The 24,351-nt window shown below is 56.2% G+C and carries 22 protein-coding genes and 1 riboswitch; of the genes, 9 read left to right on the top strand and 13 right to left on the bottom strand.

What is annotated here, in order from left to right; genetic code table 11:
* Nucleotides 1–20: 20 nt before the first annotated feature.
* The 5 genes from parE to nudF are packed head-to-tail and all read right to left on the bottom strand — an operon-like array spanning nucleotide 21 to nucleotide 4,478.
* Nucleotides 21–1,916, bottom strand: coding sequence for a DNA topoisomerase IV subunit B (gene parE, locus ACX8ZY_RS03150; protein WP_421665221.1), 1,896 nt, complete (start codon nucleotides 1,914–1,916; stop codon nucleotides 21–23).
* Between the two features lie 49 nt (nucleotides 1,917–1,965).
* Complete coding sequence (yqiA, locus tag ACX8ZY_RS03145) at nucleotides 1,966–2,547, bottom strand: esterase YqiA (RefSeq protein WP_187491938.1); 582 nt, start codon at nucleotides 2,545–2,547, stop codon at nucleotides 1,966–1,968.
* 3 nt (nucleotides 2,548–2,550) lie between these two features.
* Nucleotides 2,551–3,378, bottom strand: coding sequence for a 3',5'-cyclic-AMP phosphodiesterase (cpdA, locus tag ACX8ZY_RS03140; RefSeq protein ID WP_010671125.1), 828 nt, complete (start codon nucleotides 3,376–3,378; stop codon nucleotides 2,551–2,553).
* Between the two features lie 42 nt (nucleotides 3,379–3,420).
* Nucleotides 3,421–3,846 (bottom strand): DUF1249 family protein, encoded by a 426-nt coding sequence (locus ACX8ZY_RS03135; protein ID WP_008925735.1) that lies wholly within the window; start codon nucleotides 3,844–3,846, stop codon nucleotides 3,421–3,423.
* Nucleotides 3,843–4,478, bottom strand: a complete 636-nt coding sequence (gene nudF, locus ACX8ZY_RS03130; protein ID WP_033758832.1) for an ADP-ribose diphosphatase — start codon at nucleotides 4,476–4,478, stop codon at nucleotides 3,843–3,845. Before nudF ends, ACX8ZY_RS03135 begins: the two co-directional genes overlap by 4 nt.
* 213 nt (nucleotides 4,479–4,691) lie before the next feature.
* Here nudF and tolC point away from each other — a divergent pair, with 213 nt between their 5' ends.
* The 3 genes from tolC (at nucleotide 4,692) to ACX8ZY_RS03115 (ending at nucleotide 8,140) form a co-directional block, all read left to right on the top strand.
* Nucleotides 4,692–6,158: an outer membrane channel protein TolC gene (gene tolC, locus ACX8ZY_RS03125; protein WP_010249035.1), complete on the top strand. Its 1,467-nt coding sequence runs from the start codon at nucleotides 4,692–4,694 to the stop codon at nucleotides 6,156–6,158.
* Nucleotides 6,159–6,300: 142 nt separating this feature from the next.
* Complete coding sequence (locus ACX8ZY_RS03120) at nucleotides 6,301–6,972, top strand: DUF1190 family protein (protein WP_010249037.1); 672 nt, start codon at nucleotides 6,301–6,303, stop codon at nucleotides 6,970–6,972.
* A 7-nt stretch (nucleotides 6,973–6,979) separates the two neighbouring features.
* Nucleotides 6,980–8,140: a glutathionylspermidine synthase family protein gene (locus ACX8ZY_RS03115; RefSeq protein ID WP_421665220.1), complete on the top strand. Its 1,161-nt coding sequence runs from the start codon at nucleotides 6,980–6,982 to the stop codon at nucleotides 8,138–8,140.
* Between the two features lie 51 nt (nucleotides 8,141–8,191).
* Here ACX8ZY_RS03115 and ygiD read toward each other — a convergent pair whose 3' ends face one another.
* Nucleotides 8,192–8,977: a 4,5-DOPA-extradiol-dioxygenase gene (gene ygiD, locus ACX8ZY_RS03110; protein WP_158131379.1), complete on the bottom strand. Its 786-nt coding sequence runs from the start codon at nucleotides 8,975–8,977 to the stop codon at nucleotides 8,192–8,194.
* 235 nt (nucleotides 8,978–9,212) lie between these two features.
* Entirely contained in the window at nucleotides 9,213–9,869 is a 657-nt protein-coding gene (ribB, locus tag ACX8ZY_RS03105; RefSeq protein ID WP_022623886.1) for a 3,4-dihydroxy-2-butanone-4-phosphate synthase, read from the bottom strand.
* 110 nt (nucleotides 9,870–9,979) lie between these two features.
* Nucleotides 9,980–10,137: riboswitch (FMN riboswitch) on the bottom strand.
* Nucleotides 10,138–10,308: 171 nt separating this feature from the next.
* Between ribB and ubiK the strand changes: the two genes are divergently transcribed.
* Nucleotides 10,309–10,698, top strand: coding sequence for a ubiquinone biosynthesis accessory factor UbiK (gene ubiK / locus ACX8ZY_RS03100; protein ID WP_010249045.1), 390 nt, complete (start codon nucleotides 10,309–10,311; stop codon nucleotides 10,696–10,698).
* 39 nt (nucleotides 10,699–10,737) lie between these two features.
* On the opposite strand, the gene hldE is transcribed toward ubiK, so the two are convergent.
* The 3 genes from hldE to ACX8ZY_RS03085 all read right to left on the bottom strand — a co-directional run bounded on the left by hldE (nucleotide 10,738) and on the right by ACX8ZY_RS03085 (nucleotide 16,429).
* Entirely contained in the window at nucleotides 10,738–12,162 is a 1,425-nt protein-coding gene (gene hldE / locus ACX8ZY_RS03095) for a bifunctional D-glycero-beta-D-manno-heptose-7-phosphate kinase/D-glycero-beta-D-manno-heptose 1-phosphate adenylyltransferase HldE (RefSeq protein WP_031590883.1), read from the bottom strand.
* Between the two features lie 70 nt (nucleotides 12,163–12,232).
* On the bottom strand, nucleotides 12,233–15,085 hold the full coding sequence (gene glnE / locus ACX8ZY_RS03090; protein WP_421665219.1) for a bifunctional [glutamate--ammonia ligase]-adenylyl-L-tyrosine phosphorylase/[glutamate--ammonia-ligase] adenylyltransferase: 2,853 nt from the start codon (nucleotides 15,083–15,085) through the stop codon (nucleotides 12,233–12,235).
* A 33-nt stretch (nucleotides 15,086–15,118) separates the two neighbouring features.
* Complete coding sequence (locus tag ACX8ZY_RS03085) at nucleotides 15,119–16,429, bottom strand: CYTH domain-containing protein (RefSeq protein ID WP_421665218.1); 1,311 nt, start codon at nucleotides 16,427–16,429, stop codon at nucleotides 15,119–15,121.
* Between the two features lie 272 nt (nucleotides 16,430–16,701).
* Here ACX8ZY_RS03085 and ACX8ZY_RS03080 point away from each other — a divergent pair, with 272 nt between their 5' ends.
* Both ACX8ZY_RS03080 and ACX8ZY_RS03075 read left to right on the top strand, forming a co-directional pair.
* Entirely contained in the window at nucleotides 16,702–17,322 is a 621-nt protein-coding gene (locus ACX8ZY_RS03080) for a TIGR04211 family SH3 domain-containing protein (protein ID WP_010671133.1), read from the top strand.
* A gap of 157 nt (nucleotides 17,323–17,479) precedes the next feature.
* Nucleotides 17,480–18,712: a multifunctional CCA addition/repair protein gene (locus ACX8ZY_RS03075; RefSeq protein WP_421665217.1), complete on the top strand. Its 1,233-nt coding sequence runs from the start codon at nucleotides 17,480–17,482 to the stop codon at nucleotides 18,710–18,712.
* Between the two features lie 15 nt (nucleotides 18,713–18,727).
* Here the strand turns inward: ACX8ZY_RS03075 and bacA are convergent, their stop codons facing one another.
* Both bacA and folB read right to left on the bottom strand, forming a co-directional pair.
* Entirely contained in the window at nucleotides 18,728–19,546 is an 819-nt protein-coding gene (gene bacA, locus ACX8ZY_RS03070) for an undecaprenyl-diphosphate phosphatase (RefSeq protein WP_010671134.1), read from the bottom strand.
* A 191-nt stretch (nucleotides 19,547–19,737) separates the two neighbouring features.
* On the bottom strand, nucleotides 19,738–20,097 hold the full coding sequence (gene folB, locus ACX8ZY_RS03065; RefSeq protein WP_052271463.1) for a bifunctional dihydroneopterin aldolase/7,8-dihydroneopterin epimerase: 360 nt from the start codon (nucleotides 20,095–20,097) through the stop codon (nucleotides 19,738–19,740).
* 108 nt (nucleotides 20,098–20,205) lie between these two features.
* Between folB and plsY the strand changes: the two genes are divergently transcribed.
* A complete protein-coding gene (gene plsY / locus ACX8ZY_RS03060) occupies nucleotides 20,206–20,811 on the top strand; it encodes a glycerol-3-phosphate 1-O-acyltransferase PlsY (protein WP_010249063.1) in 606 nt (201 codons plus the stop codon).
* 29 nt (nucleotides 20,812–20,840) lie between these two features.
* On the opposite strand, the gene tsaD is transcribed toward plsY, so the two are convergent.
* Entirely contained in the window at nucleotides 20,841–21,854 is a 1,014-nt protein-coding gene (gene tsaD / locus ACX8ZY_RS03055; protein ID WP_010249066.1) for a tRNA (adenosine(37)-N6)-threonylcarbamoyltransferase complex transferase subunit TsaD, read from the bottom strand.
* A gap of 278 nt (nucleotides 21,855–22,132) precedes the next feature.
* Here tsaD and rpsU point away from each other — a divergent pair, with 278 nt between their 5' ends.
* Nucleotides 22,133–22,348 (top strand): 30S ribosomal protein S21, encoded by a 216-nt coding sequence (gene rpsU / locus ACX8ZY_RS03050; protein WP_001144069.1) that lies wholly within the window; start codon nucleotides 22,133–22,135, stop codon nucleotides 22,346–22,348.
* 118 nt (nucleotides 22,349–22,466) lie between these two features.
* Entirely contained in the window at nucleotides 22,467–24,212 is a 1,746-nt protein-coding gene (dnaG, locus tag ACX8ZY_RS03045; RefSeq protein ID WP_010699748.1) for a DNA primase, read from the top strand.
* Nucleotides 24,213–24,351: the final 139 nt, after the last annotated feature.

Raw genomic sequence — 24,351 nt, 5'->3', positions numbered from 1 at the left:
CGCTTTCGCGTCCTGTTTTTTTACACTTCGATATCGGCCTTGTCGCCTTTTTCCTGCAACCATTTACGCCGGTCTTCGGAGCGTTTCTTCGCCAGCAGCATATCCATCATGCGCAGCGTCTGATCGATATCCTCTTCACTGATGGTCAGCTGTACCAGACGGCGGGTATTCGGATCCAGCGTCGTTTCACGCAGCTGTAAGGGGTTCATCTCGCCCAGCCCTTTAAAGCGCTGAACGTTAGGTTTGCCCTTTTTGCGTTTCAGCTGCTCCAGCACGCCCTCTTTCTCATCTTCATCCAGCGCGTAGTAGACCTCTTTACCGAGATCGATACGGTAGAGCGGCGGCATGGCAACGTAGACGTGTCCGTTTCTGACCAGTGAACGGAAATGTTTCACGAACAGGGCACACAGCAGCGTGGCGATGTGCAGACCATCCGAGTCCGCATCCGCCAGAATGCAGATCTTGCCGTAGCGCAGCTGTGAAAGATCTTCGCTGTCGGGATCGATGCCGATCGCCACGGAAATATCATGCACTTCCTGCGACGCCAGCACCTCATCGGAAGAGACTTCCCAGGTGTTCAGGATCTTGCCCTTAAGCGGCATGATCGCCTGATATTCACGATCGCGCGCCTGCTTGGCCGAGCCGCCTGCCGAGTCCCCTTCGACCAGGAACAGTTCTGTTTTATTCAGATCCTGCGCGGTGCAGTCTGCCAGTTTGCCCGGCAGAGCCGGACCGCTGGTGAGCTTTTTACGCACCACTTTTTTGGCTGCCCGCATACGTCGCTGGGCGCTGGAGATCGCCAGCTCAGCCAGCTGCTCTGCGATCTGGATATTCTGGTTCAGCCACAGGCTGAAGGCATCTTTTACCACGCCAGAGACAAAGGCTGCGCACTGGCGTGAAGAGAGGCGCTCTTTGGTCTGCCCGGCGAACTGCGGATCCTGCATCTTAACCGACAGCACATAGGCGCAGCGATCCCAGATATCTTCAGCGGAGAGCTTCACGCCACGCGGCAGAATATTGCGATATTCGCAGAACTCGCGCATCGCATCCAGCAGCCCCTGACGCAGACCGTTGACGTGAGTCCCGCCCTGCATGGTCGGGATCAGGTTAACGTAGCTTTCAGTTAACAGCTCGCCGCCTTCCGGCAGCCACAACAGCGCCCAGTCAACCGCTTCCACATCGCCAGCAAAGCTGCCGACAAACGGTTTTTCCGGCAGCGTCGGTAAGCCATTCACCGCTTCGCACAGGTAGTCCGTCAGGCCATCTTCGTAGCACCAGGTCTGTTCGGTATTGTTCAGCTTGTCTTTAAAGACAATCTCAACGCCAGGACAGAGCACCGCTTTGGCTTTCAGCAGATGTGATAAGCGTGACACCGAAAAACGTGGGCTGTCGAAGAAGCTTTCATCGGGCCAGAAATGGACGCGCGTGCCGGTGTTGCGTTTAGCCACCGTGCCGGTAACCGTGAGATCCTGGACTTTGTCGCCGTTCTCAAACGCCATGTCATAGATTTCGCCATTACGGCGCACCGTGACTTCGACGCGTTTTGACAGGGCGTTAACCACCGAGATGCCGACGCCGTGCAGGCCGCCCGAGAACTGATAGTTTTTATTGGAGAACTTGCCGCCCGCGTGCAGACGACACAGGATCAGCTCGACGGCAGGCACGCCCTCTTCCGGGTGAATATCCACCGGCATGCCGCGACCATCATCAATAACTTCCAGCGACTGGTCAGCGTGCAGAATCACTTCAACCCGCTTCGCGTGGCCGCCCAGCGCCTCATCGACGCTGTTATCAATCACTTCCTGACCCAAATGGTTGGGCCGCGTCGTATCGGTGTACATCCCCGGGCGACGGCGAACAGGCTCAAGGCCAGTCAGGACCTCAATGGCATCCGCGTTATAGTTAGATTGACTCATCGTAAATGTCTGATTAGAAGGGTGAAATGGGGTGCGATTTCCGCATTACTCAGGGATGATTCAGACCGAGAAAGTCCAGAATCTGCGGGAAATGGCGCTCGAATCCAGTAAATGCATGATTTCCGCCCTCTTCTACCGTGTGACGGCACGCGCTGTAATAGTCGAGCGCCTGACGGTAATCGAGAACTTCATCGCCGGTCTGTTGCAGCAGCCAGAGTAAATCGGGCGCTTCCAGCGGTTCAATCTGCATTACTTTCAGATCGTAAATGTGGCGTGACTCTAACACATATTGCTGGCCGGTGTAGGGATTCTGATTTTCGCCCAGGAAATCCGCCAGCAGCTCAAAAGGCCGCACCGCGGGATTGACGACCACAGCAGGCAGCATAAAGCATTGCGACAGCCAGGTGGCGTAATAACCGCCCAGCGACGAGCCTACCAGCCCCAGCGTTTCGCCACTGCGGCTCAGTACCAGATCTTCCAGCATTGCGGCGGCATCGGCCGGAAACGTCGGCAGCTGGGGCACGATCATGTCGATCTCCGGATGCTGCGCCTCTAACCATTGCCGGAACTGCGTCGCCTTAGCCGACTGCGGCGAGCTGTTAAAACCGTGCAGATAGAGTAATGCCGCCACGCGTCAGTATCCTTCTGAGTCTAAATCGGGACGAAAAGCGTCGGTGTCGAGCCGGTTAACCTCGGTCTCAAGGCCGCCATCCGGATACAGCGTGAACCAGCGCCAACCTGGTGCCACGGTGTCGATCGTAAAGCTGGTGCAGTGCGGTTTGAACTGAACGCAGGTTGAAGGGGTGGCCAGCACACGACGACCGTGCCACTCAACATCCAGCTCCTGGTGAATATGACCACAGACCAGCGTCCGGGCTAACGGGTAATGCTGTAACACCGCATCGAGCTGATGTGAGTTGCGCAGGCTGTGCTGATCGAGCCAGGTACAGCCAGAGGCCAGCGGATGGTGGTGCAGCAGGACCAGTGTATGACGTTGCGGATAGCGGGCCAGCGCGTTATCGAGCCACTCCAGCTGATAATCGCTCAGCATCCCGTGCGGCACACCCGAGACCTGGCTGTCCAGCAACACAATTTGCCACTGCTCACCCACCAGCACCTGTTTGTGGGCATTGATATGAGCGGCTGCCAGCGTGTCGAACATCGCGGGTTGAAAATCATGATTACCGGGCAGCCAGACGCAGGGCCGCGGCAAACGTGAGATGCCCTCAGCAAAATGCTGATAGGCTTCGATAGAGTGATCCTGGGCGAGATCGCCGGTGGCGATAATCAGGTCGTAATCGCGATGTTGCGCAATAATCGCATCCAGCACCGCTTTATAGCTCGACCAGGTGTTCACCCCAAGCAGCGATTCATGTTTTCCCGCGAACAGGTGGGTATCCGTGATTTGCAAAATCCTGATTTCGGAACCGTTCGCTGCAGGAAGAGTTAGCAGGCTATCCAAAGCGTTTCCTTCGTCTCCACGCCATTTACTGCATTATACGCATCAGCAGACCGGAACTGCCATCGCACCATGTGCCAGGCAGTAGCGCAGCCAGTCTGCGAGAAACTGGTTTATCTGATGTTTTTCATCGCGCTGATGCAATTTTTTATTAGGATAATCATAGCGCGCTTTGAAACGATAGATCTGTTGAGTTGAACACACTTCGGCGACCATCGCATCGTGATAGAGCCTTACCGACATCGAGGGCAGACTCCAGTAACTCACGGCAGGCGCGACCTGGCGGATCTCCACCAGCGTGGTGTAGCGTGTGGACTCCTGGATCGTCAGCTGATAACGGGCGCCACTCACCTGATAGATCACCGATTCTCCCGCCTCATCGTTACGCGGCAGCAGGCGGCGTAACTGGGCGAAATTGGTTTCGCAGAGCCGCATCATTTCGGGAAAGTCAGGGGTATAGCGCTGTTTCATTTTTGTATCCACTCTTCGCGTAGTTTCTCATGGTGCAACGCCAGCCATTGCAGGGCGATGACAGACGCCGCATTGTCAATTATCCCCTCTTCCACCCAGCGGTAAGCCTGTTCGCGGCTCACCACATGGACAAGAATATCCTCATTCTCTTCCTCCAGACCATGGCATCCCTCTGCCTGGCTGGCATCCACTTCCCCAATCAGCACCGACAGACGTTCGCTGGTGCCGCCAGGGCTGGCCAGATAGTTAAGCATGGGCTTAATCCGGCCGACCTCTAATCCTGCTTCTTCAACGGCTTCACGGCGCACGACCTGCTCAACAGATTCACCGGGCTCAATAATGCCGGCGACCATCTCCAGCAGCCAGGGCGAAACACTGCTGTCATAAGCCGGGATGCGGATCTGTTCAATCAGCACCACTTCATCGCGTAAGGGATCATAAGGTAGCAGCACGGCGGCATGTCCGCGCTCAAAAACTTCGCGCTGTACTTCCCCACTCATTTCGCCGTTAAACTGGCGGTGGCGGAAGCGATAACGTACGACGGAAAAAAAACCATCATAGACGGTTTCGCGTGCAATAATTTCTACATCGTTTTTTGTGAAAGTCACAGGGGATTTTTTTTCTTCCGGCATCATCGGGTTCCTTATGCAGATTGAGGTGGAGCGAAAAAAGCCTGTAACCGTGCTCCATGTAAGTGGTTCTTTCTGAATTATTTACGTAAATTAGGGGGAGAAGGCACGTTCAGCCAACTTATCTCACAGTTGCCCTCTGCTAGAATCGGCGATAATTTTTTGGCTTACCCGGCAGCGCACCCACTGCAATTTGCTGCAACAAAAGGAATGCAAATGAAAAAACTGCTCCCATTTTTTATTGGGCTGAGCCTGGGCGGTTTCAGCTTCGCCAGCCAGGCCGAAGACCTGCTTCAGGTTTATCAACAAGCACGTCTGAGCAACCCGGATCTGCGCAGCGCCGCTGCCGATCGCGATTCTGCCTTTGAGAAAATCAACGAAGCGCGTAGCCCATTATTACCCCAGCTCGGCCTGGGTGCAGACTACACCTATAACAACGGCTATCGCGACAGTAGCGGTCTCCATTCCAACACGACCAGCGGCTCGCTGCAATTAACCCAGACTATTTTCGACATGTCGAAATGGCGCGCACTGACCCTGCAGGAAAAAGCTGCCGGTATCCAGGATGTGACCTATCAGGTGGCGCAGCAGGATCTGATTCTGAACACCGCGACCGCCTACTTCAACGTGCTGAAAGCGATTGATACCCTTTCTTACACCGAAGCGCAGAAACAGTCGATCTATCGCGAGCTGGATCAAACCACCCAGCGCTTTAACGTTGGCCTGGTTGCCATTACTGACGTACAGAACGCCCGTGCGCAATATGACAGCGTGCTGGCTAACGAAGTGACCGCGCGTAATAACCTCGATAACAACGTGGAAACGCTGCGTCAGATCACCGGCATGGACTACATGTCGCTGGCGTCGCTGAGCATTGATCGCTTCAGAACCGATAAGCCCGAACCGGTCAGCGCGCTGCTTAAGCAGGCGGAAAGCCGTAACCTGTCGCTGCTCTCTGCGCGTCTGAACCAGGATTTAGCCCGTGAGCAGATCCGCTCAGCTGAAGCTGGTCACATGCCGACGCTGGGTCTGACGGCCTCTACCGGCATGTCGAACAGCAAATATGGCGGCAGCCGTGCGAACCAGAGCCAGGGGTCTACTGACTCCATTACCGGTTCTAACCAGGTGGGTCTGAGCTTCTCACTGCCACTCTATAGCGGCGGCAGCGTCACCTCTCAGGTGAAACAGGCGCAGTACAGCTTCGTCAGCGCCAGTGAATCGCTGGAAAGCGCGCACCGCTCTGCGGTTCAGACAGTCCGCTCATCGTTTAACAACGTGAATGCTTCTATCAGCAGCATCAACGCTTATAAACAGGCCGTGGTCTCTGCGCAAAGCTCTCTGGATGCGTCAGAAGCGGGCTATCAGGTTGGTACGCGTACTATCGTTGATGTGCTGGATGCAACCACCGTGCTCTACAACGCTAAGCAGCAGCTCTCTGATGCGCGCTATAGCTATCTGATTAACCAGCTGAATATCAGCTATGCGCTGGGTACGCTCAATGAGCAGAGCCTGCAGAAACTGAACAGCCAGCTGGGTAAAGAGATCCCGACCTCACCGGAAACGGTAGCACCGGAAAATGCACAGCAGACCGCGCGCGTGGATAGCGGTCCGGCAGCAACCGGCTCTTCTGAGGCAGCACGTCCTGCGGCTCGCCACAGCAGCGGTAATCCTTTCGGTAATTAATGAGCGGACGGGCTGCTTTGCGGCCCGTCTCTCTGTTGAACGTATAACTAAGTAAAGATCCCTGTTGTATCAGGCCTCCAGCTTCAATTTTACCCCCCCATCCCCTATTCTATGCGCTACCTTTGGGCACAGGATAATCATAATGAAACGCACAAAATCTATTCGCTATGCCGCTTTTCGCAAGAGCTGGCAGGCACGCCATTTAACGCCCGTTGCTATCGCCGTTTCGGCGGTATTTATGCTGGCTGGTTGTGAACAGAACGACGAAACAGTTTCGATGTACCAGAATGCCGATGACTGTTCAAAAGCCAATCCGGGCCAGAGTGCGCAATGTACTACCGCATTCAATGAAGCCAAAAAAGAGGCGGAACGCACCGCGCCAAAATATGCCACGCGTGAAGATTGTGTCGCTGAATTTGGTGAAAACCAGTGTCAGCAGACACCGGCTCAGGCGGGCGTGGGCACCACTAATGCCGAATCGCAGCAGAGTGGCGGCAGCTTCTGGATGCCACTGATGGCAGGTTACATGATGGGTCGCATGATGGGCGGTGGTTCGGGCTTTGCACAGCAACCGCTCTTCTCACCGAAAAATGCCCGCAGCCCGGCCAATGGTCAGTTTGTTGATGCATCAGGCCGTAATTATGGTGCAGCAACATCCGGCAAAAGCATGACCGTGCCGAAAACGGCGCTGGCACCAAAACCGGCTACCACCTCCACCATTACCCGTGGTGGCTTTGGTGAAACCGTCGCGAAGCAGAACAGCATGCAGCGTAGCAGCGCCAGCGGCACTTCCAGCCGCTCAATGGGAGGCTAACGCCCCGATGGAACGCATTGCCATTTCAGAGCGCCCAGGCTGGCGCGAAAAAGCCACCGAGTTCGGTTTTCGTTTTCACACCATGCATGGTGAACCCTACTGGTGTGAAGATGCTTATTATCAGTTCACGCTGGCGCAAATCGAGCATCTGGAAGATGTGACCGCTGAATTACATCAAATGTGCCTGCAGGTGGTGGAAAAAGTGGTTAACAGCGAAGCGTTGCTGGCTAAATTCCGCATTCCTAAACACACCTGGGACTTTGTGCGCGATTCATGGCATCAGCGTCAGCCTTCGCTTTACTCTCGTCTGGATCTCGCCTGGGATGGCAAAGGCGATGTAAAGCTGCTGGAGAACAATGCCGATACGCCGACCTCGCTGTATGAAGCGGCGTTTTTCCAGTGGCTGTGGCTGGAGGACCAGCTCAACGCCGGTCAGCTCCCCGCAGGCAGCGATCAGTTTAATAGCCTGCAGGAAAAGCTGATTGAACGCTTTGCCGCGTTACATCAGCAGCACGGCTTCAACTGGCTGCACTTCGCCTGCTGCCGTGATACCGACGAAGATCGCGGCACCGTGCAATATCTTCAGGATTGCGCCACCGAAGCGGGACTGCCGAGTGAGTTTCTCTACATGAATGAAATTGGACTGGGCGAAAAAGGGGAATTTACCGACGCCCAGGATCAGGTGATTAGCAACCTGTTCAAGCTCTATCCGTGGGAATTCATGCTGCGTGAGATGTTCTCCACCAAGCTGGGCGATGCTGGCGTGCGCTGGCTGGAACCGGCCTGGAAAAGCATTATCTCGAATAAAGCCTTGCTGCCGTTGCTGTGGGAGATGTTCCCGAATCATCCTAACCTGCTGCCCGCCTGGTTCGCGGAAGATGACGTGCCGCACATGGACAAATATGTGGTGAAGCCGCTATTTTCACGTGAAGGTGCCAACATCCGCATCGTGGAAAATGGTCAGGAGATCGCCCGCGTCGATGGGCCGTATGGCGAAGAGGGAATGATCGTCCAGCAGTTCCATCCGCTGCCTAAGTTTGGCGACAGCTATACGCTGATCGGCAGCTGGCTGATTGACGATCAACCGGCCGGTATCGGCCTGCGGGAAGATCGCGACCTGATCACGCAGGATCTTTCCCGTTTCTATCCGCACGCTTTTATCGGTTAATGCACCGCAATAATAACAGGCCAGCTTCTGGCCTGTTTTCTTCTGGCTTCACTAACCTACCTGAACCGACAACATGCTGATCGCACCCATCTCCATGCCATCAACCGGAATGCTGATGGCGTCATCTGGCTGACGTGCGCCAAGTACATAGAGCAGCGGCAGATAGTGCTCAGGTGTCGGATTAGAAAGCGCCGCACCAGGATGATCCATAAAGTTAACCAGCGGATGAGAAGCAGCATCGCTCTGCACCGCCAGGTTATCGCGCACGAACTGTTCAAAACTGCTGGCCCATGGATAAACTTCGCTGTTGCCATCCCAGCGCATTTTACGCAGGTTATGTACCACGTTGCCGCTGGCGACAATCATCACGCCCTGATCGCGCAGTGCAGCCAGTTTCTGGCCCATCTCAAAGTGCCATGCCGCAGGTTTGGTGCCATCAATGCTTAGCTGGACCACCGGAATATCAGCCTCCGGATACATCTTGATTAGCACACCCCAGGAACCATGATCCAGTCCCCACTCGTGATCCAGCGTCACCGCAACGGGCGCTAACTGCTCCACCAGCTGCTGCGCCAGTTCAGGCGATCCCGGTGCCGGATAGCGCGTATCAAACAGCGCCTGCGGAAAGCCCCCAAAATCATGAATGGTCTCAGGCTGTGCCATTGCCGTCACGGCGGTGCCGCGCGTATACCAGTGCGCCGAAACCGCAATAATTGCGCGTGGACGTGGCAGAGTATCGCCCAGGTGACGCCACGCGGCGGTATAGCGATTCTCTTCAAGAGCATTCATCGGGCTGCCGTGACCCAAAAACAGCGCTGGCATTCGTAACTGGCTCATTCGTGATCCCCGGGATCGAGTATTTGATAGCCATTACGATACGCGCATCCTCTGCTTTATCACGCGGATAACCATGATGGTGATCATCAGGAAATTTGAATGAAATTTAACGTGGCAGGTTTAACAGTGTTTTCGGCATGAAGGAAAGAGGAGAAGTCAGCGGTCAGGCCGCGCCATCCCGGGCGTCAGGAAGAAAAACAGGCCCAAGAGGGGCCTGTTTATCGCGGCAGCCAGATTAGCTGGCGTGGCGTGTTTCATGCGCGCGACGCCAGGCGATCAGATCTTCAATGGTCACCACCGGCATGTTGTGCTGACGGGCGAACGCAATCGCTTCTGGCGCATGGGCCATGGTGCCATCATCGTTGGTCAGTTCGCACAGCACACCTGCGGGCTTAAAGCCGGCCAGGGTGACTAAATCAATAGTCGCTTCGGTATGCCCGCCACGGGTTAATACGCCGCCTTCACTGGCACGCAGCGGGAAGACATGACCAGGGCGATGCAGATCGGTGGGTTTGGCATTGTCGGCAATGGCGGCGCGGATGGTGGTGATACGATCCTGCGCGGAGACGCCCGTGGTGACGCCTTCTGCGGCCTCAATGGTCACGGTGAAGCCAGTGCCGAAAGAGCTGGTGTTGTTTTCCACCATCATTGGCAGATCGAGCTGCTGGCGACGCGCTTCGGTCAGGCAAAGGCAGACGATGCCGCTGCCGTGACGGATAGTCAGTGCCATCTGTTCAACGGTCATGGTTTCTGCGGCGAAGATCATGTCGCCTTCGTTTTCGCGATTCTCATCGTCGAGTACCATCACACCGCGTCCCTCACGCAGGGCGGCGATAGCACGTTCTACACGCTGTTCAGGCGTGCCAAATTCAGAAAGTAGCGTCTGATTCATGGTAATAAAAACCTTAAAATGTATGGGTTACCAGAATCAGGGCGTGCTTAGGAGTGACGTCAAAAAGACGTGGCAATAACGTGAAGCAGACACAATTGTCCGACAGATGTCGTTACCCTCTCCCATCCGGACTGTAACCGTCGGCCCCGGAATTACACCGGATCTGCTGACCTTTACCTCTCTTTTCATCAAGATAAAGCGCTCGCGGGCTTTCAGCCGAAGCTGATTTACCGCCGGTGGGGAATTGCGCCCCGCCCTGAGAATAAGCACTTTAACTATAACGCCGATCGTTTGAGGCGGCAATCATCAATAGCGCAATTGCTTTTGCATTTCCTGCGTTACCGATTTGAGGTTTATCCTTTTCATTTCTGGCATTACACTTAACACTTATTACGTTGGTAAACACGCTGACACAGCTCCCCGTAACCAGGAAATCATCATGATCGACACGAAAAAAATTGAACAACTTGCCCGTCAGGTTCACGAAGCGATGCCTAAAGGTGTTCGTGAGTTTGGTGATGATGTCGAAAAGAAAATTCGTCAGGTTCTTCAGGCGCAGCTGACCCGGATGGATCTGGTCAACCGTGAGGAGTTTGATGTGCAGACGCAGGTATTACTGCGTACACGTGAGAAGCTGGCGGCGCTGGAGCAGCGTCTGGCGCAGCTGGAAAGTCAGGGTTCATCAGCCGGTACGCCGCCGACGGCAACCGCACCAGTAACACCTGCTGCGGCGACCACACCATCAGCCGCCGTAGCGACCTCACCTGCAGCCTCGCCGTCACCGGTTGCGGACGTGGTGAAGCCTGTTGCGGACAACAAGCCAGAATAAGCCCTTAAGCGGGAGCGCGGCTCCCGCTTACGCTGCGCTTTAGCTGCCGCGGATGGTTTTGATAATGTTGGTAGTGGAGATACCATCTTCGAAGTTCAGCACCTGAACGTCGCCGCCATTTGCCCACACTTCTTTGCTGCCCGCGATATCTTCCGGCTTGTAATCTCCCCCTTTGACCAGCAGGTCAGGGAGAATGCCCGCAATCAGCCGCTGCGGCGTATCCTCTTCAAAGACCACCACCCAGTCGACCGCTTCCAGCGCGCCCAGCACGATCATCCGGTTTTCCTGCGGATTCACCGGACGGCTTTCGCCTTTCAGACGTTTAGTTGACGCATCGCTGTTTACCGCGACAATCAGTCGATCGCCGAGCTTGCGGGCATTTGCCAGGTAGGAGACATGACCGGCATGCAGAATGTCGAACACGCCGTTGGTCATCACCACTTTTTCGCCACGGCGGCGGGCCATCTCAACGGCGGCTTTTAACTGCGCTTCGGTCATGATGCCGAAACCCTGTTCCGGGCGGGCATGAATCGCATTTTCCAGCTCAACGGTGCTGACGGTAGACGTACCCAGTTTACCCACCACCACACCCGCAGCCGCGTTGGCAAGGAAACAGGCTTCTTCCAGCGAATCACCGGCCGCTAATGCCGCCGCCAGCACGCCAATCACCGTATCGCCCGCACCGGTCACGTCATAGACTTCCTGTGCCTGGGTGGGCAGATGCAGAGGCGCTTTGCCCGGCTGCAGCAGCGTCATGCCATTTTCTGAACGGGTCACCAGCAGCGCGGAGAGGTCAAAATCGGCGATCAGCTGGGTGCCGCGCGCCACAATTTCCTCTTCGTTTTTGCATTTACCGACCACGGCTTCAAATTCAGAGAGGTTCGGCGTCAGCAGCGTCGCGCCACGGTAGCGCGCAAAATCGGTGCCTTTCGGGTCGATTAATACCGGTACGCCCGCTTCGCGCGCCAGAGTAATCATGGTCTGCACGCTGGAGAGCGCGCCTTTGGCGTAATCGGACAGCACCAGCGCACCCGCGGCGGCCAGTGACTCACGCATTTTCTGGTGAATCGGCTCCGGATCGACCTGATCAAAGCCCTCTTCAAAATCGAGGCGGATCAGCTGCTGATTACGGGAAAGCACGCGCAGTTTGGTAATGGTCGGATGGCTTTTGACCGCCACGAAGTCACAATGCACGTTGACGTCTTTCAGCGTGTTACTCAACACTCGCGCCGCATCATCTTCGCCAGTCAGGCCAATCAGGCGCGACGCGGCACCGAGTGCTGCAATGTTCATCGCCACGTTTGCCGCGCCGCCAGGGCGCTCTTCAACCGTGTCCACTTTCACCACCGGAACCGGCGCTTCAGGGGAGATACGGCTGGTTGGGCCATACCAGTAACGATCCAACATTACATCGCCAACAACCAGCACTGAGGCTTGGCCGAACGCGGGCAGAGTCACTTTCATTCCAGACACTCCAGACTGCATTAAAAATAGTGCGCGGATGATAGCACAGTTGCGATTTGTGCTATCAGCATCACGCCAGGATAGACGCAGGCGTTATCAGCCAGCGCTGCCAGCTGCTCAGAACCGTCTGCCGCTCCGCTGCATAGGCCTCTGGCTCAACGTGGCCGGGCTGTTCCTGCAGGGCGCGATGGTGCAATGCGTCGCGCAGCGTCACATAAGCCTGCGTCAGCGCCTGTGCTTCATCGGCGGGCATTTTATGGTACTTCGCCATCAGCTCGAAAATGCGCACATTGTCAGACCAGCGCGTCAGTTCAGGCTGCTCAGCGGCGTAGCGTAAGACAAGATATTGGGCGATGAATTCAATATCGGTGATGCCGCCCGCGTCGGCTTTGATATCCCAGCGACCTTTATGTTTGTTGCTGAGGTGAGCGCGCATCTTTTCACGCATCTCACGCACTTCCGTTTGCAGCGCTTCCGCGGCACGTGGCAGTGACAGAATCGCCTGACGAATTACGCTAAAACGTTCACCCAGTGCCGCCTCGCCAAAGACGACGCGTGCCCGGACCAGCGCCTGATGCTCCCAGGTCCAGGCTTCACTGCGCTGATACTCTTCAAAGGCCGCAAAGGTACTGACCAGCATGCCCGCCGCGCCCGAAGGACGCAGGCGCGCATCCACTTCGTAGAGAATGCCGGAGGAGGTGCGGGTACTGAAAAGATGCATGATGCGCTGGGCGAGGCGCAGATAGAACTGGCGGCCATCGATGCTGCGCTCCCCTTCTGTCACCGCGTCTGCCGGGCAGTCATGCAGGAACACCAAATCGAGGTCAGAACTGTAACCCAGCTCCCAGCCCCCCAGTTTGCCGTAGCCCAGCACGGCAAAACCGCGTTCATGTTCATTACTCAGATGCGAAGGACGGCCGTAACGCTGCACCATCATATTCCACGCCTGGCGCACCACAGATTCGATAATCGCTTCTGCCAGCCAGGTGAGATGATCGCTGACTTTCATCACCGGCAGCGTTCCGGCGATGTCGGCGGCAGCAATACGCAGATGCTGTGCCTGCTTAAACTGCCGCACCGCTTCCAGCTGCTGCTCTTCGTCCTCGGTAGGGATGCGCAGCAGATACTGACGCAGCTCATCGCGATAGGCATCGGTGGCGGTTGGCTGATAGAGCGTGGCGGGATCGAGCAGTTCATCCAGCAATAAGGGATGACGCGCCAGCTGGCTGGCTACCATCGGTGAGGCGGCGCACAGGCGAATTAAGTGGCGCAGCGCACCGTGATATTCGGTCAGCAGCTCCAGATAGGTGCTGCGGGTCAGCACGCCGATCAGCAGCGGCGTCAGGCGACCGAGCGTCACCGCCGCATCTTCACGCGGGCAGACTTCGCTCAGCAGACGCGGCATCAGCTGGTCCAGCGCCTGACGGCCACGCGGGCCGATGGTGCGCCGGTTGATATCCTGACGAAACGCCTCCAGCGTCTGGTGCAGCGTAAGCCGCTGCTCGTCACTGAGTTGCGGCACCAGCGGCGCCAGTTCGCTATCCTCCAGCTGGTCCTGCCACAGCACCTGAAACTCTGCCAGCTCACGCTGATCGCCAATCTCAGGGGTATCTTCGCCAATCAGCTCGTCGAAGATGGCGCGCACCGCCGCCATCTGGCCGTCGAGCCGGGTCATCAGAGCAGGCCAGTCGGCACAATCCATCGCCCACGCCAGCCGGGCGCGATGCAGTTCATCCTCTGGCAGGGTCTGGGTCTGCTCGTCGCCCAGGCTTTGCAGCAGATTCTCCAGCCGCCGCAGGAACAGGTAGGCAACACGCAACGCATCGACCTGTTCCGCGGGCAGCAGGGCCAGGGTTTTGATCGCCTCCAGCGTCGGCAGCAGTGAGCGCAGCTGCAACGAGCGCTCACGTCCGCCGCGAATCAGCTGGAATACCTGCACGATAAATTCGGTTTCACGGATGCCGCCCGCGCCCAGTTTGATATTGTTTTTCAGCCCGCGTCGCCGCACTTCGCGGCTGATCATCCCTTTCATGTTACGCAGTGACTGGATCACGCTGAAGTCGATGTAGCGGCGGTAAACGAATGGCCGCAGCATCTGCTGCAGCTCCAGGCTCCAGCGATCGTGGTCATCACCCATCAGCCGCGCCTTGACCATGGCGTAACGCTCCCAGTCGCGTCCCTGCTCCTGGTAATAATCTTCCAGCGCGGCAAAGCTCATCACCAGCGGGCCGCTGTCGCCAAACGGGCGCAGCCGCATATCCACCCGATAGACAAAGCCATCCATGGTGGGTTGATCCAGCACTTTGATCAGCCGCTGTCCCATGCGGGTAAAGAACTGAGCGTTGTCGAGTTCACGCCGTCCGCCACGCGTTGTGCCGTTTTCCGGCCAGGCAAAGATCAGGTCAATATCAGAAGAAAAATTGAGTTCGCCGCCGCCCAGCTTGCCCATGCCCAGAATCAGCATCGGCTGCGCGTCGCCGTCCGCATTACAGGGCGTACCAAAATCACGACAGCAATCCTGATAAACCCAGTCACGCGCCCGGCTGATCAGTACTTCGGCTAATGCGCTGAGCTGTTGCAGGCTCTGTTCGGTTGTGGCGTGCTGCAGAGACTGCATCCAGGCGACGCGTACCAGCATACGGCGACGAAACAGCCGCAGTTCGCGCATCAGGCTCGCTTCACTGTCGATGCCGCTAAGCGCCTGATTGAGCCACGCAGAGTAGTGTTGCCACTCATCAGGCTGCGGCGGCTGGTCGAGCATCGCCTGCCACCAGTCGGGATGTTGTTGCAGGTTTTCCAGCACAAAATCGCTGAAAGCCAGTCCGGCAGCCTGCTCCGGGCTTAACGAAGCCAGCGGAACCCCAATCTGTCGGGCGGCCTCTTCGGCCTGGTCGCGTAGCAACGCGGGAAGTGCTGACAACATAACTCCCTCCTTGATGGCGTGACGGAATACCCGTTAGCGGCCAGCGCCGCTGGTGAGCCAGAACGGAGGCTGTTTCAGCGCCTGCATTGCCAGCCAGGCTAACCCGGACGTCTGTTTTTCATGAATTGCCGACAGCAGCTGTTGCCACGGGTCGAGCCAGCTGACGACCGCCTCAGACGGATAGAATCCCGCCAGCAGGTGGACGGTAAGCAATTGACGCGCCAGACGGGTAGCTTTGTCCTGATACTCGTTGGGTTGTTTTACCGTGATGAACGTTTCTCTCAGATCCGCATTGACGCGGCTCAGCATAATGTCGCTGAAGCGTTTATAGGATCCCTGCAGCTTGGCTTCCCCTTTGGCATCGATCCACTGACGCCACTGAGATTCAGCCAGCCAGTGTGTCAGCGCCAGCTGCGTCTCAACCGAGAGGGAAGATAAGCAGAAAGTGGCAGCATCCTGCTCTTCATTCACCAGCGTCTCTTCCAGCATGGTCAGTTGCTGACGCAGCGCACTGCTGGCTTTACGCGGTACCAGCGCACCAAACAGGCTGAACGCCTGACGCAGCAGATCCAGCGCTTCGCGCACCGCATCCTGGGCCGCCGCATTGCCGCGCAGCCAGACTTCTTCATGATATTGCCAGTGATGAAGTCCTGCCGACATCGCGGCCACCATGCCCTGCTCTACGGTGGCTTTGGCGCCCGCTTTCAGCAGCGGGAAAGGCTGTATCTGGCGCGGCGGATTACCCTGCGCCAGCTGATAGCCGCGGGCGGCTTTGCTCAGGCTGCCCATACGCAGACCGCCCAGCGCCACCAGCTGCTGTGCGAAGGCCAGCAGATCCTGGCGTTCGCCACGTTTCAGCTCCAGCTCGATCTCGCACAGCGGTTCGCTGAGATCACCTGCCGTGACCTCGCCCTGATCAAACGCCACTTCAATTTCACTGTTGCCTGTGGTGATCAGCCAGATCTCGCGCTGGAAATGGGTGGTGAACAGGGGCTGCAAGCGCGGCTGCAGCGCCGCGACATCGGTGCCCTGCGGCCAGATCTCTGCCGGCAGGCGTGCAATGTCCAGAACCGGTTCGCTGAGCTCAACGTTGTATTCCGGACGCTGATGCAGTCCGCCGAGCGTCTGCCCCGCCGCTTTCAGCGTCATTTCATAACGCTGGTCTACGCCGCGGATACGCAATCCCATATCCCAGCGTCGTAGCTGGTTGTCGTCGGTTTCAAAGTAGATGTTGGTCAGCTCGCGAGCAGCCTGATGCTGATGCGGCAGAGTGGAGAGCAGTTCAGCCAGTTTCCCGGCCGCCTGTGGAGTTGCAATGAACTTTAGTTCGATTTCGATGGTCATAATTTTTTATTCACTACGCCGCTGGCACTTAAGAGGGTGTTTCCTGCATATTTCAGGCGATTATCAGCAGGTTACTCAAGCTGTCGCCTGGAGGGCAAGGGGTTATCAGGCGAAGATTAATGCACAGAAGCCGCGCTGTCTCTGCTTTCTTTGCTCTTTCGCAGACCTTTTCGCACTCTCATGAGACCAGGATAGTTCTCATTCAGATTTATGCGAGGCCTCTCCAGACTGTGCCGGTAAATTTTTAGTCAGACTAAGCCAAACGAAATCGAATGAAAAAAATTACTCTCGCTGGACTCACTTTGCTGGCCCTTAGCACCCTTGCACCTGCCCATGCCGAAGAAAAACGCTATGTTTCTGATGAACTTTCTACCTGGGTTCGCAGCGGACCGGGCGATCAGTTTCGCCTGCTCGGTAAGCTGAACGCCGGGGAAGAGGTGCAGCTGTTACAGACCAACAATGACACGCATTATGGCCAGATCCGTGATTCGGAAGGCCGTACCACCTGGATTCCCCTGTCGCAGCTCAGTGCTAATCCGAGCCTGCGCACCCGGGTGCCTCAGCTTGAGCAGCAGGTGAAAGATCTGACCGCCAAACTGGATAACATCGACAACAGCTGGAACCAGCGCACGGCTGAGATGCAGAACAAAGTCGCCAGCAGCGACGGCGTTATCAACGGGCTGAAAGGCGAGAATCAGAAGCTGAAAAATGAGCTGATCGTCGCGCAGAAGAAAGTCAGCGCCGCTAACGTTCAGCTGGATGATAAGCAGCGCACCATCATCATGCAGTGGTTTATGTATGGCGGCGGCGTGCTGGGCGTCGGCCTGCTGCTGGGCCTGTTACTGCCGCACATGCTGCCGCGCCGTAAGAAAAGCGATCGCTGGATGAACTGACACCATTTAGCCGGATTTGAGCAGGGGATCCAGGATCCCCTTTTTGGCATGTCTGCAATCCGGGGAATCTGTGCAACAATAAAATGATATGCACCGCTGATTTCAGGCGCGGGACGCGCCCGGCGTGCAGGTCATTTCTTTTTCTCTGGAGTTTTGCGTGAAGACGTTTCTTGTTGGCGGTGCGGTGCGTGATGCGCTGCTGAATCTGCCGGTTACAGACAAAGATTGGGTGGTGACAGGTTCCACGCCCGAAGCCATGCTTGAGCAGGGCTATCACCAGGTCGGTCGCGATTTTCCCGTTTTCCTGCATCCCGTCAGTCGCGAAGAGTATGCGCTGGCACGTACCGAGCGGAAAAACGGGAAAGGCTACACCGGTTTTGTCACCTGGTCCGCGCCCGACGTGACGCTGGAGCAGGACTTACAGCGCCGCGATCTGACCATCAATGCGATTGCGCAGGATGAAAACGGCGTGCTGGTCGATCCTTATAATGGCCAGCGTGATATTGCCCTGCGCCTGCTGCGTCACGTCTCTGACGCCTTCAGTGAAGATCCGCTGCGGGTACTGCGCGTTGCGCGCTTTGCGGCGCGTTTTGCCCATCTCAACTTTCGTATTGCCCCCGAAACCCAGCTGCTGATGCAGCAGATGGCCGAAAGCGGCGAGCTGTCGAATCTCACTGCTGAGCGGGTGTGGAAAGAGACGGAAAAGGCGCTGAGTTCCCGTAATCCGCAGGTCTATTTTCAGGTCCTGCGCGACTGCGGTGCATTGCAGGTGCTGTTTCCTGAGCTGGATAATCTGTTTGGTATTCCTGCGCCGATTAAGTGGCACCCGGAAATCGATACCGGCGTCCATACGCTGATGACACTGGCGATGGCCGCCGCCCTCTCCAGTGAGATCGAGGTGCGCTTCGCCACGCTGTTCCATGACGTCGGCAAGGCGCTGACGCCGCCTGAGTTGTGGCCCAGCCACCACGGACATGGCCTGGCCGGCGTTCCCCTGGTCGAGGCGCTGTGCCAGCGACTGCGGGTGCCAAATGCGATTCGCGATCTGGCGCTGATTGTGACCGAATTTCACGACGTGGTGCACACCATTGAACGGCAATCTGCCGCGTCGCTGGTAGCACTGTTTGACCGAATCGATGCCTGGCGTAAGCCACAGCGCGTTGAGCAGATGGCGCTGACCAGTGAAGCGGATGCGCGCGGGCGAGCCGGACTGGAGAGCATGCCTTATCCGCAGGGCGACTATCTGCGTCGTGCTTTTGCGCTGGCGCAAGCGGTTCCGACCAAAGCGGTGGTCGAAGCGGGATTTAAAGGTGCAGAAGTGCGGGAAGAGTTGACGCGACGACGGATTAACGCCGTCGCGCAGGGTCTGGCGATTACGCAGCCTGACTAGCAGGCTGCGCTGGCTTTACATGAAGACCATGTAAACCGCGGCTGCCACAATAAAGCGGTAGATCGCGAACGAGACAAATGAGATGCGTTTGATCAGCTGAAGGAAGGCTTTAATCGCAATCAGCGCCACGATAAACGCCGTGACAAAGCCCACCGCGAACATCGGGAAATCCGCCATCGTCAGGAAGCCGATGCTCTTGTACAAATCCAGTACGGTTGCACCCATCATCATTGGCACTGCCAGGATGAAGGAGAACTCCGACGCGGCATAGCGGCTCACGCCCATCAGCATGCCACCGGAGATGGTTGCACCGGAACGTGAGAAGCCCGGCCACAGCGCTAAGCACTGGAAACAGCCAATCATCAACGCCTGACGATAGGTAATATCATCGACGCCCACCGCTTTCGGCTGTTTTGGCTTAAGGTACTCAGCTGCCAGCAGCAGCACACCACCTACCACCAGGGCGTACATCACGTTGATCGGATTAAACAGCGTTTTGATCTGATCGTGCAGCACCAGACCCACGACCACCGCCGGTACCATACCCAGCAGGATATGGATCAGCGACAGACGGCCAGTGCCGACGCCTTCATGTTTGACTTCGCCAAAGTGGATGCCGATCAGGCCAAACAGACGGCGCCAGAACATCACTACTACAGCCAGAATCGATCCTAACTGGATCACAACTTCAAAGGTCTCGGCTTTTTCACCCTCAAAGCCCAGCAGGTGACCCACTATAATCATGTGCCCTGTGGAAGAGACCGGTAAAAATTCGGTCAGCCCTTCCACAACGCCCAGGATTGCAGCTACCCAAAGCTGATGAATATCTGCCATCAAATGTTTCCTCTATCCGTTTCAAAACCATTAAAAAGGCGGTAGCGCGTGGCTATCGCCTGAAATCATGCCGCTATCAGCCTGAATTAAACCTTAAGGTCTACACCATTTCGCCTGCTGTAACGAAACGGTACACGCTATGACAGACAGTAATTTGGTTTGGTTTCATTGTGATGGCAATCACATCGTATTTATTTAGGAATAGTCCCGCGCTCAATTCGCACGCCAACCTGTGCTGCCTGAGCTACAGCCCCCGGTTTGCTTACCTTTATGCGGACGCCAGGCGAATTGAAACGGTTCATCAACAGATCCGCGATTTCTTCAGCAACCCGTTCAACCAGCGCAAAACGACTGCTGGTAAGATGCGTCAGAATCGCCGAGGAGACATCCGCATAGCTGAGACAATCTTTCACATCGTCGCTGCTGGCCGCCAGACGGTTATCCCAGGCCATTTCGACATCGAGCACCAGCTTCTGCTGTATGCCCTGTTCCCAGTCGTAAACGCCAATAGTGGTGAAGACCGTGAGTTGTTCTATAAATACGATATCCATGATGAGAGTCTCTGTTTTTGGCTAAGCCGGATACCACTTCCGGCTGATTATGCGTATTATCCACGGTTAAAGAGATCAAAACGACCCTAAAGGGAACGGTACGGTGTTATGAGTGCTTTCGCGCTTGGTATGATTATTTTCGCGTATCTTTGCGGTTCGATTTCCAGTGCGATTCTGGTTTGCAAACTCGCTGGCCTGCCCGATCCGCGCACACACGGTTCCGGCAATCCGGGTGCCACCAACGTCCTGCGTCTGGGCGGTAAAACCGCAGCAGCCAGCGTATTAGTGTTTGATGTGCTGAAAGGGATGGTGCCGGTCTGGCTGGCCTATCTGATGCACGTGACTCCGCTCTATCTGGGCCTGACCGCCATCGCCGCCTGTCTGGGTCATATCTATCCGGTATTCTTTCACTTTCGCGGTGGCAAGGGTGTGGCGACGGCATTTGGCGCGATTGCGCCGATTGGCTGGGACTTAACCGGGCTGGTCACCGGCACCTGGCTGTTAACGGTCTTACTCAGCGGCTATTCCTCGCTGGGTGCCATCGTCAGCGCGCTGATTGCGCCTTTTTATGTGTGGTGGTTCAAACCGCAGTTCACCTTCCCGGTTTCTATGCTCTCCTGTCTGATCCTGCTGCGTCATCACGACAATATTCAGCGGCTGTGGCGGGGTCAGGAAGGCAAGATCTGGAAGCGCAAAAAGAAATCTCAGCCATAAAAAAAGCCGGCAAGCCGGCTTTTTTCACATCAGATGGCGGGCAGTTCCGCCAGCGGCCAGCGCGGTCGCACGCTGACGCTTAACTCTCCCCGCGTTCCGCCTTTTAACCGCACCATGCCCGCATACGCGATCATCGCACCGTTATCGGTACAGAACTCCGGGCGGGCGTAGAACACTTCGCCGCCGCGCTTTTGCATCATGATCGCCATCTGCTCGCGCAGTGTGCGGTTAGCGCTGACGCCACCGGCGATCACCAGACGCTTAAAGCCGGTCTGATCCAGCGCACGCTTACATTTGATCGACAGCGTATCTACCACCGCATCTTCAAAGGCGCGGGCGATGTCAGCACGGGTCTGAGCATCATCATCATTGGCGCGGATGGTATTGGCGGCAAAGGTTTTCAGGCCAGAGAAGCTGAAATCCAGGCCCGGACGATCGGTCATCGGACGCGGGAAGGTAAAACGTCCCGCCGTGCCCTGCTGCGCCATCTTCGACAGCATTGGCCCGCCCGGATAATCCAGCCCAAGCAGCTTGGCCGTTTTGTCGAACGCTTCACCCGCGGCATCATCGATCGATTCACCCAGCAGCGCGTATTCACCAATGCCGGTGACGCTAATCAGCTGCGTATGTCCGCCCGACACCAGGAGTGCGACAAACGGAAATTCCGGCGGATTCTCTTCCAGCATCGGCGCCAGCAGGTGGCCTTCCATATGGTGGACCGGCACGGCGGGGACTTTCCAGGCAAACGCCAGGGCGCGGCCAATGGTGGCACCAACCAGCAGCGCACCGACTAGTCCAGGGCCTGCTGTGTAAGCCACCGCGTCGATCTGCTGCGGCTCCAGACCGGCCTCTTTCAGCGCAGCCTGAATCAACGGCACGGTTTTCCGCACGTGATCACGTGAGGCCAGTTCCGGCACCACACCGCCATAATCGGCGTGCAGTTTTACCTGGCTGTAGAGTTGGTTAGCCAGTAATCCGGCCTCGTCATCATAGATTGCGATGCCGGTTTCATCGCACGACGTTTCAATACCCAGAATTCGCATTGCATCACCTCATTCTTGCGGCGCGCAGTTTATCACAGCAATTGGATGTGCAGCGCGGGCATCCACCGTAAAAAGTCATTTTCTGTCGGCTAAAGAGTGCGCTATACTCCCGCCCCTGGAAAAACCGGCAGCCGCACAGGCAAACGCTCCTGTTGGTTTCAAATTATCCATGGTGCTTTACAAACCAACTTGAGTTGGAGTAAAATGCTGCACCATTTTGAAATGTGCTGGCGCCGCAGTCAGCAGCAAAAACCGAATTTTATCGAGGTGAGAGTTACATGCCGGTAATTAAAGTACGTGAAAACGAGCCATTTGACGTAGCACTGCGTCGCTTCAAGCGTTCATGCGAGAAAGCAGGCGTTCTGGCTGAAGTTCGTCGTCGTGAGTTCTATGAAAAACCGACTACCGAACGTAAGCGCGCTAAAGCGTCAGCAGTTAAGCGTCACGCCAAGAAACTGGCTCGCGAAAACGCACGCCGCACTCGTCTGTACTAAGTCGTTCCGGAGGTCCGCCTCCACCGCGTGATTCACGCAGACAGAGTCAAGTAAAAGGCCGTGCTTTCCGAAAGGAAGCGCGGCTTGTTGCCGTTTATGAGCTGAAAATCTGGGGCGTATGGCTGGACGAATTCCACGCGTATTTATCAACGATTTACTTGCCCGCACGGATATCGTGGATCTTATCGATGCCCGCGTTAAGCTGAAAAAGCAGGGTAAGAATTTCCATGCGTGCTGTCCTTTCCATAATGAAAAAACGCCCTCTTTCACCGTAAACGGCGAAAAGCAGTTCTATCACTGTTTCGGCTGTGGTGCACACGGCAACGCTATCGACTTTTTAATGAACTTTGATCGTCTGGAGTTTGTGGAAAGTATTGAAGAGTTAGCCACTTCCCACGGTTTAGACGTGCCTTACGAAGCAGGCAGCGGGCCCAGCCAGATGGAACGCCATCAGCGCCAGAGCCTGTATCAGCTGATGGAGAACCTGAACGGTTTTTATCAGCAGGGTCTGCAGCAATCCAGTGCGCAGCCAGCACGCGACTATCTTGATCGTCGTGGTCTGAGCGCCGAAATCATCAATCACTTCGCCATAGGTTACGCGCCAGCCGGCTGGGATAACGTTCTCAAGCGTTTTGGTAAGCAATCGGAAGATCGCGAGTCATTGATGGAAGCGGGCATGCTGGTCAGCAATGACAAAGGCCGAACTTATGACCGGTTTCGCGACCGCGTCATGTTTCCGATCCGCGATAAGCGTGGACGCGTCATAGGTTTTGGCGGACGCGTACTGGGTAACGATACGCCGAAGTATCTGAACTCGCCGGAAACACCTATTTTCCATAAAGGCCGCCAGCTCTATGGCCTTTATGAAGCCGTTAAGAACCATCCTGAACCCGCCCGCCTGTTAGTGGTTGAGGGATACATGGACGTGGTTGCGCTGGCGCAGTACGGGATAGATTATGCCGTCGCGTCATTAGGCACCTCCACCACTGCTGAACACATTCAGTTGCTTTTCCGCAGTACCGACACCGTGATCTGCTGTTACGACGGCGACAGGGCTGGTCGTGAAGCGGCATGGCGTGCGCTTGAAACCGCATTGCCTTACATGAATGATGGTCGTCAGCTACGCTTTATGTTTTTACCCGATGGTGAAGACCCGGATACGCTGGTGCGCAAAGAGGGTAAAGACGCCTTCGAAGCGAGGATGGAGCAGGCAATGCCGCTCTCTTCGTTTTTATTTGATAGCCTGCTGCCGCAGGTGGATCTGAGCTCACGCGACGGAAAAGCGCGCCTGAGCACGCTGGCTTTACCGCTGATTACGCAGATCCCTGGTGAGACCTTACGTATTTATATGCGTCAGGAACTGGGGAATAAGCTGGGTATTCTTGACGACAATCAGCTTGAAAAGCTGATGCCGAAGCTGGCCGCAAGCGGAACGACGCCGGTAGCGCCACCGCTGAAGCGTACCACTATGCGCGTGCTGATCGCGTTGCTGATTCAGAGTCCGCAGCTGGCCACCCTGGTGCCTTCGCTTGATGGGTTGTCTGAGTCAAAAATGCCGGGTTTACCGCTATTTATTGAATTAGTGGGCCGTTGTAATGAGAATCCTGGATTGACCACCGGTCAGCTACTAGAGTTATATCGCGGAACAAATTTTAGTCAGACGCTTGAAACACTGGCGATCTGGAACCACATGATAGTAGATGAGGAAGCCGAAGCGGTGTTTCAGGACTCGCTGGCCAGCATCTACGACTCTGCTCTTGAAGAGCGCCTGGAGTTTTTGATTGCGCGTGAACGCACCCAGGGACTGAGCGCCGATGAGCGCCGGGAACTCTGGACTCTCAGTCAGGCGTTTGCCAGAAAGTAACTGTTTTCAGCACGCTGCCCGTTCTGACAGATGAAAGGGCAGATTGCCTGTTTTAGTGCTGACACCCGTTTCGCTACCGTGAACAGTCCGGGATCGAAATGGCCCGCAGCACATAGTTTTAAGGCCGCAGGCGTCGAAG

This window comes from Pantoea sp. XAF26B01_ASV70 (assembly GCF_054512635.1).
The sequence above is the reverse complement of the archived record's forward strand: the minus strand, read 5'-3'. Positions and strand labels throughout refer to the sequence as shown.

Coding starts and splice junctions, on each gene's coding strand:
- parE (WP_421665221.1), bottom strand. CDS start 1,916: ATGAGTCAATCTAACTATAACGCGGATGCCATTGAGGTCCTGACTGGC.
- ACX8ZY_RS03135 (WP_008925735.1), bottom strand. CDS start 3,846: ATGAAACAGCGCTATACCCCTGACTTTCCCGAAATGATGCGGCTCTGC.
- nudF (WP_033758832.1), bottom strand. CDS start 4,478: ATGCCGGAAGAAAAAAAATCCCCTGTGACTTTCACAAAAAACGATGTA.
- tolC (WP_010249035.1), top strand. CDS start 4,692: ATGAAAAAACTGCTCCCATTTTTTATTGGGCTGAGCCTGGGCGGTTTC.
- ACX8ZY_RS03120 (WP_010249037.1), top strand. CDS start 6,301: ATGAAACGCACAAAATCTATTCGCTATGCCGCTTTTCGCAAGAGCTGG.
- ACX8ZY_RS03115 (WP_421665220.1), top strand. CDS start 6,980: ATGGAACGCATTGCCATTTCAGAGCGCCCAGGCTGGCGCGAAAAAGCC.
- ygiD (WP_158131379.1), bottom strand. CDS start 8,977: ATGAGCCAGTTACGAATGCCAGCGCTGTTTTTGGGTCACGGCAGCCCG.
- ribB (WP_022623886.1), bottom strand. CDS start 9,869: ATGAATCAGACGCTACTTTCTGAATTTGGCACGCCTGAACAGCGTGTA.
- ubiK (WP_010249045.1), top strand. CDS start 10,309: ATGATCGACACGAAAAAAATTGAACAACTTGCCCGTCAGGTTCACGAA.
- hldE (WP_031590883.1), bottom strand. CDS start 12,162: ATGAAAGTGACTCTGCCCGCGTTCGGCCAAGCCTCAGTGCTGGTTGTT.
- glnE (WP_421665219.1), bottom strand. CDS start 15,085: ATGTTGTCAGCACTTCCCGCGTTGCTACGCGACCAGGCCGAAGAGGCC.
- ACX8ZY_RS03085 (WP_421665218.1), bottom strand. CDS start 16,429: ATGACCATCGAAATCGAACTAAAGTTCATTGCAACTCCACAGGCGGCC.
- ACX8ZY_RS03080 (WP_010671133.1), top strand. CDS start 16,702: ATGAAAAAAATTACTCTCGCTGGACTCACTTTGCTGGCCCTTAGCACC.
- bacA (WP_010671134.1), bottom strand. CDS start 19,546: ATGGCAGATATTCATCAGCTTTGGGTAGCTGCAATCCTGGGCGTTGTG.
- folB (WP_052271463.1), bottom strand. CDS start 20,097: ATGGATATCGTATTTATAGAACAACTCACGGTCTTCACCACTATTGGC.
- plsY (WP_010249063.1), top strand. CDS start 20,206: ATGAGTGCTTTCGCGCTTGGTATGATTATTTTCGCGTATCTTTGCGGT.
- tsaD (WP_010249066.1), bottom strand. CDS start 21,854: ATGCGAATTCTGGGTATTGAAACGTCGTGCGATGAAACCGGCATCGCA.
- rpsU (WP_001144069.1), top strand. CDS start 22,133: ATGCCGGTAATTAAAGTACGTGAAAACGAGCCATTTGACGTAGCACTG.
- dnaG (WP_010699748.1), top strand. CDS start 22,467: ATGGCTGGACGAATTCCACGCGTATTTATCAACGATTTACTTGCCCGC.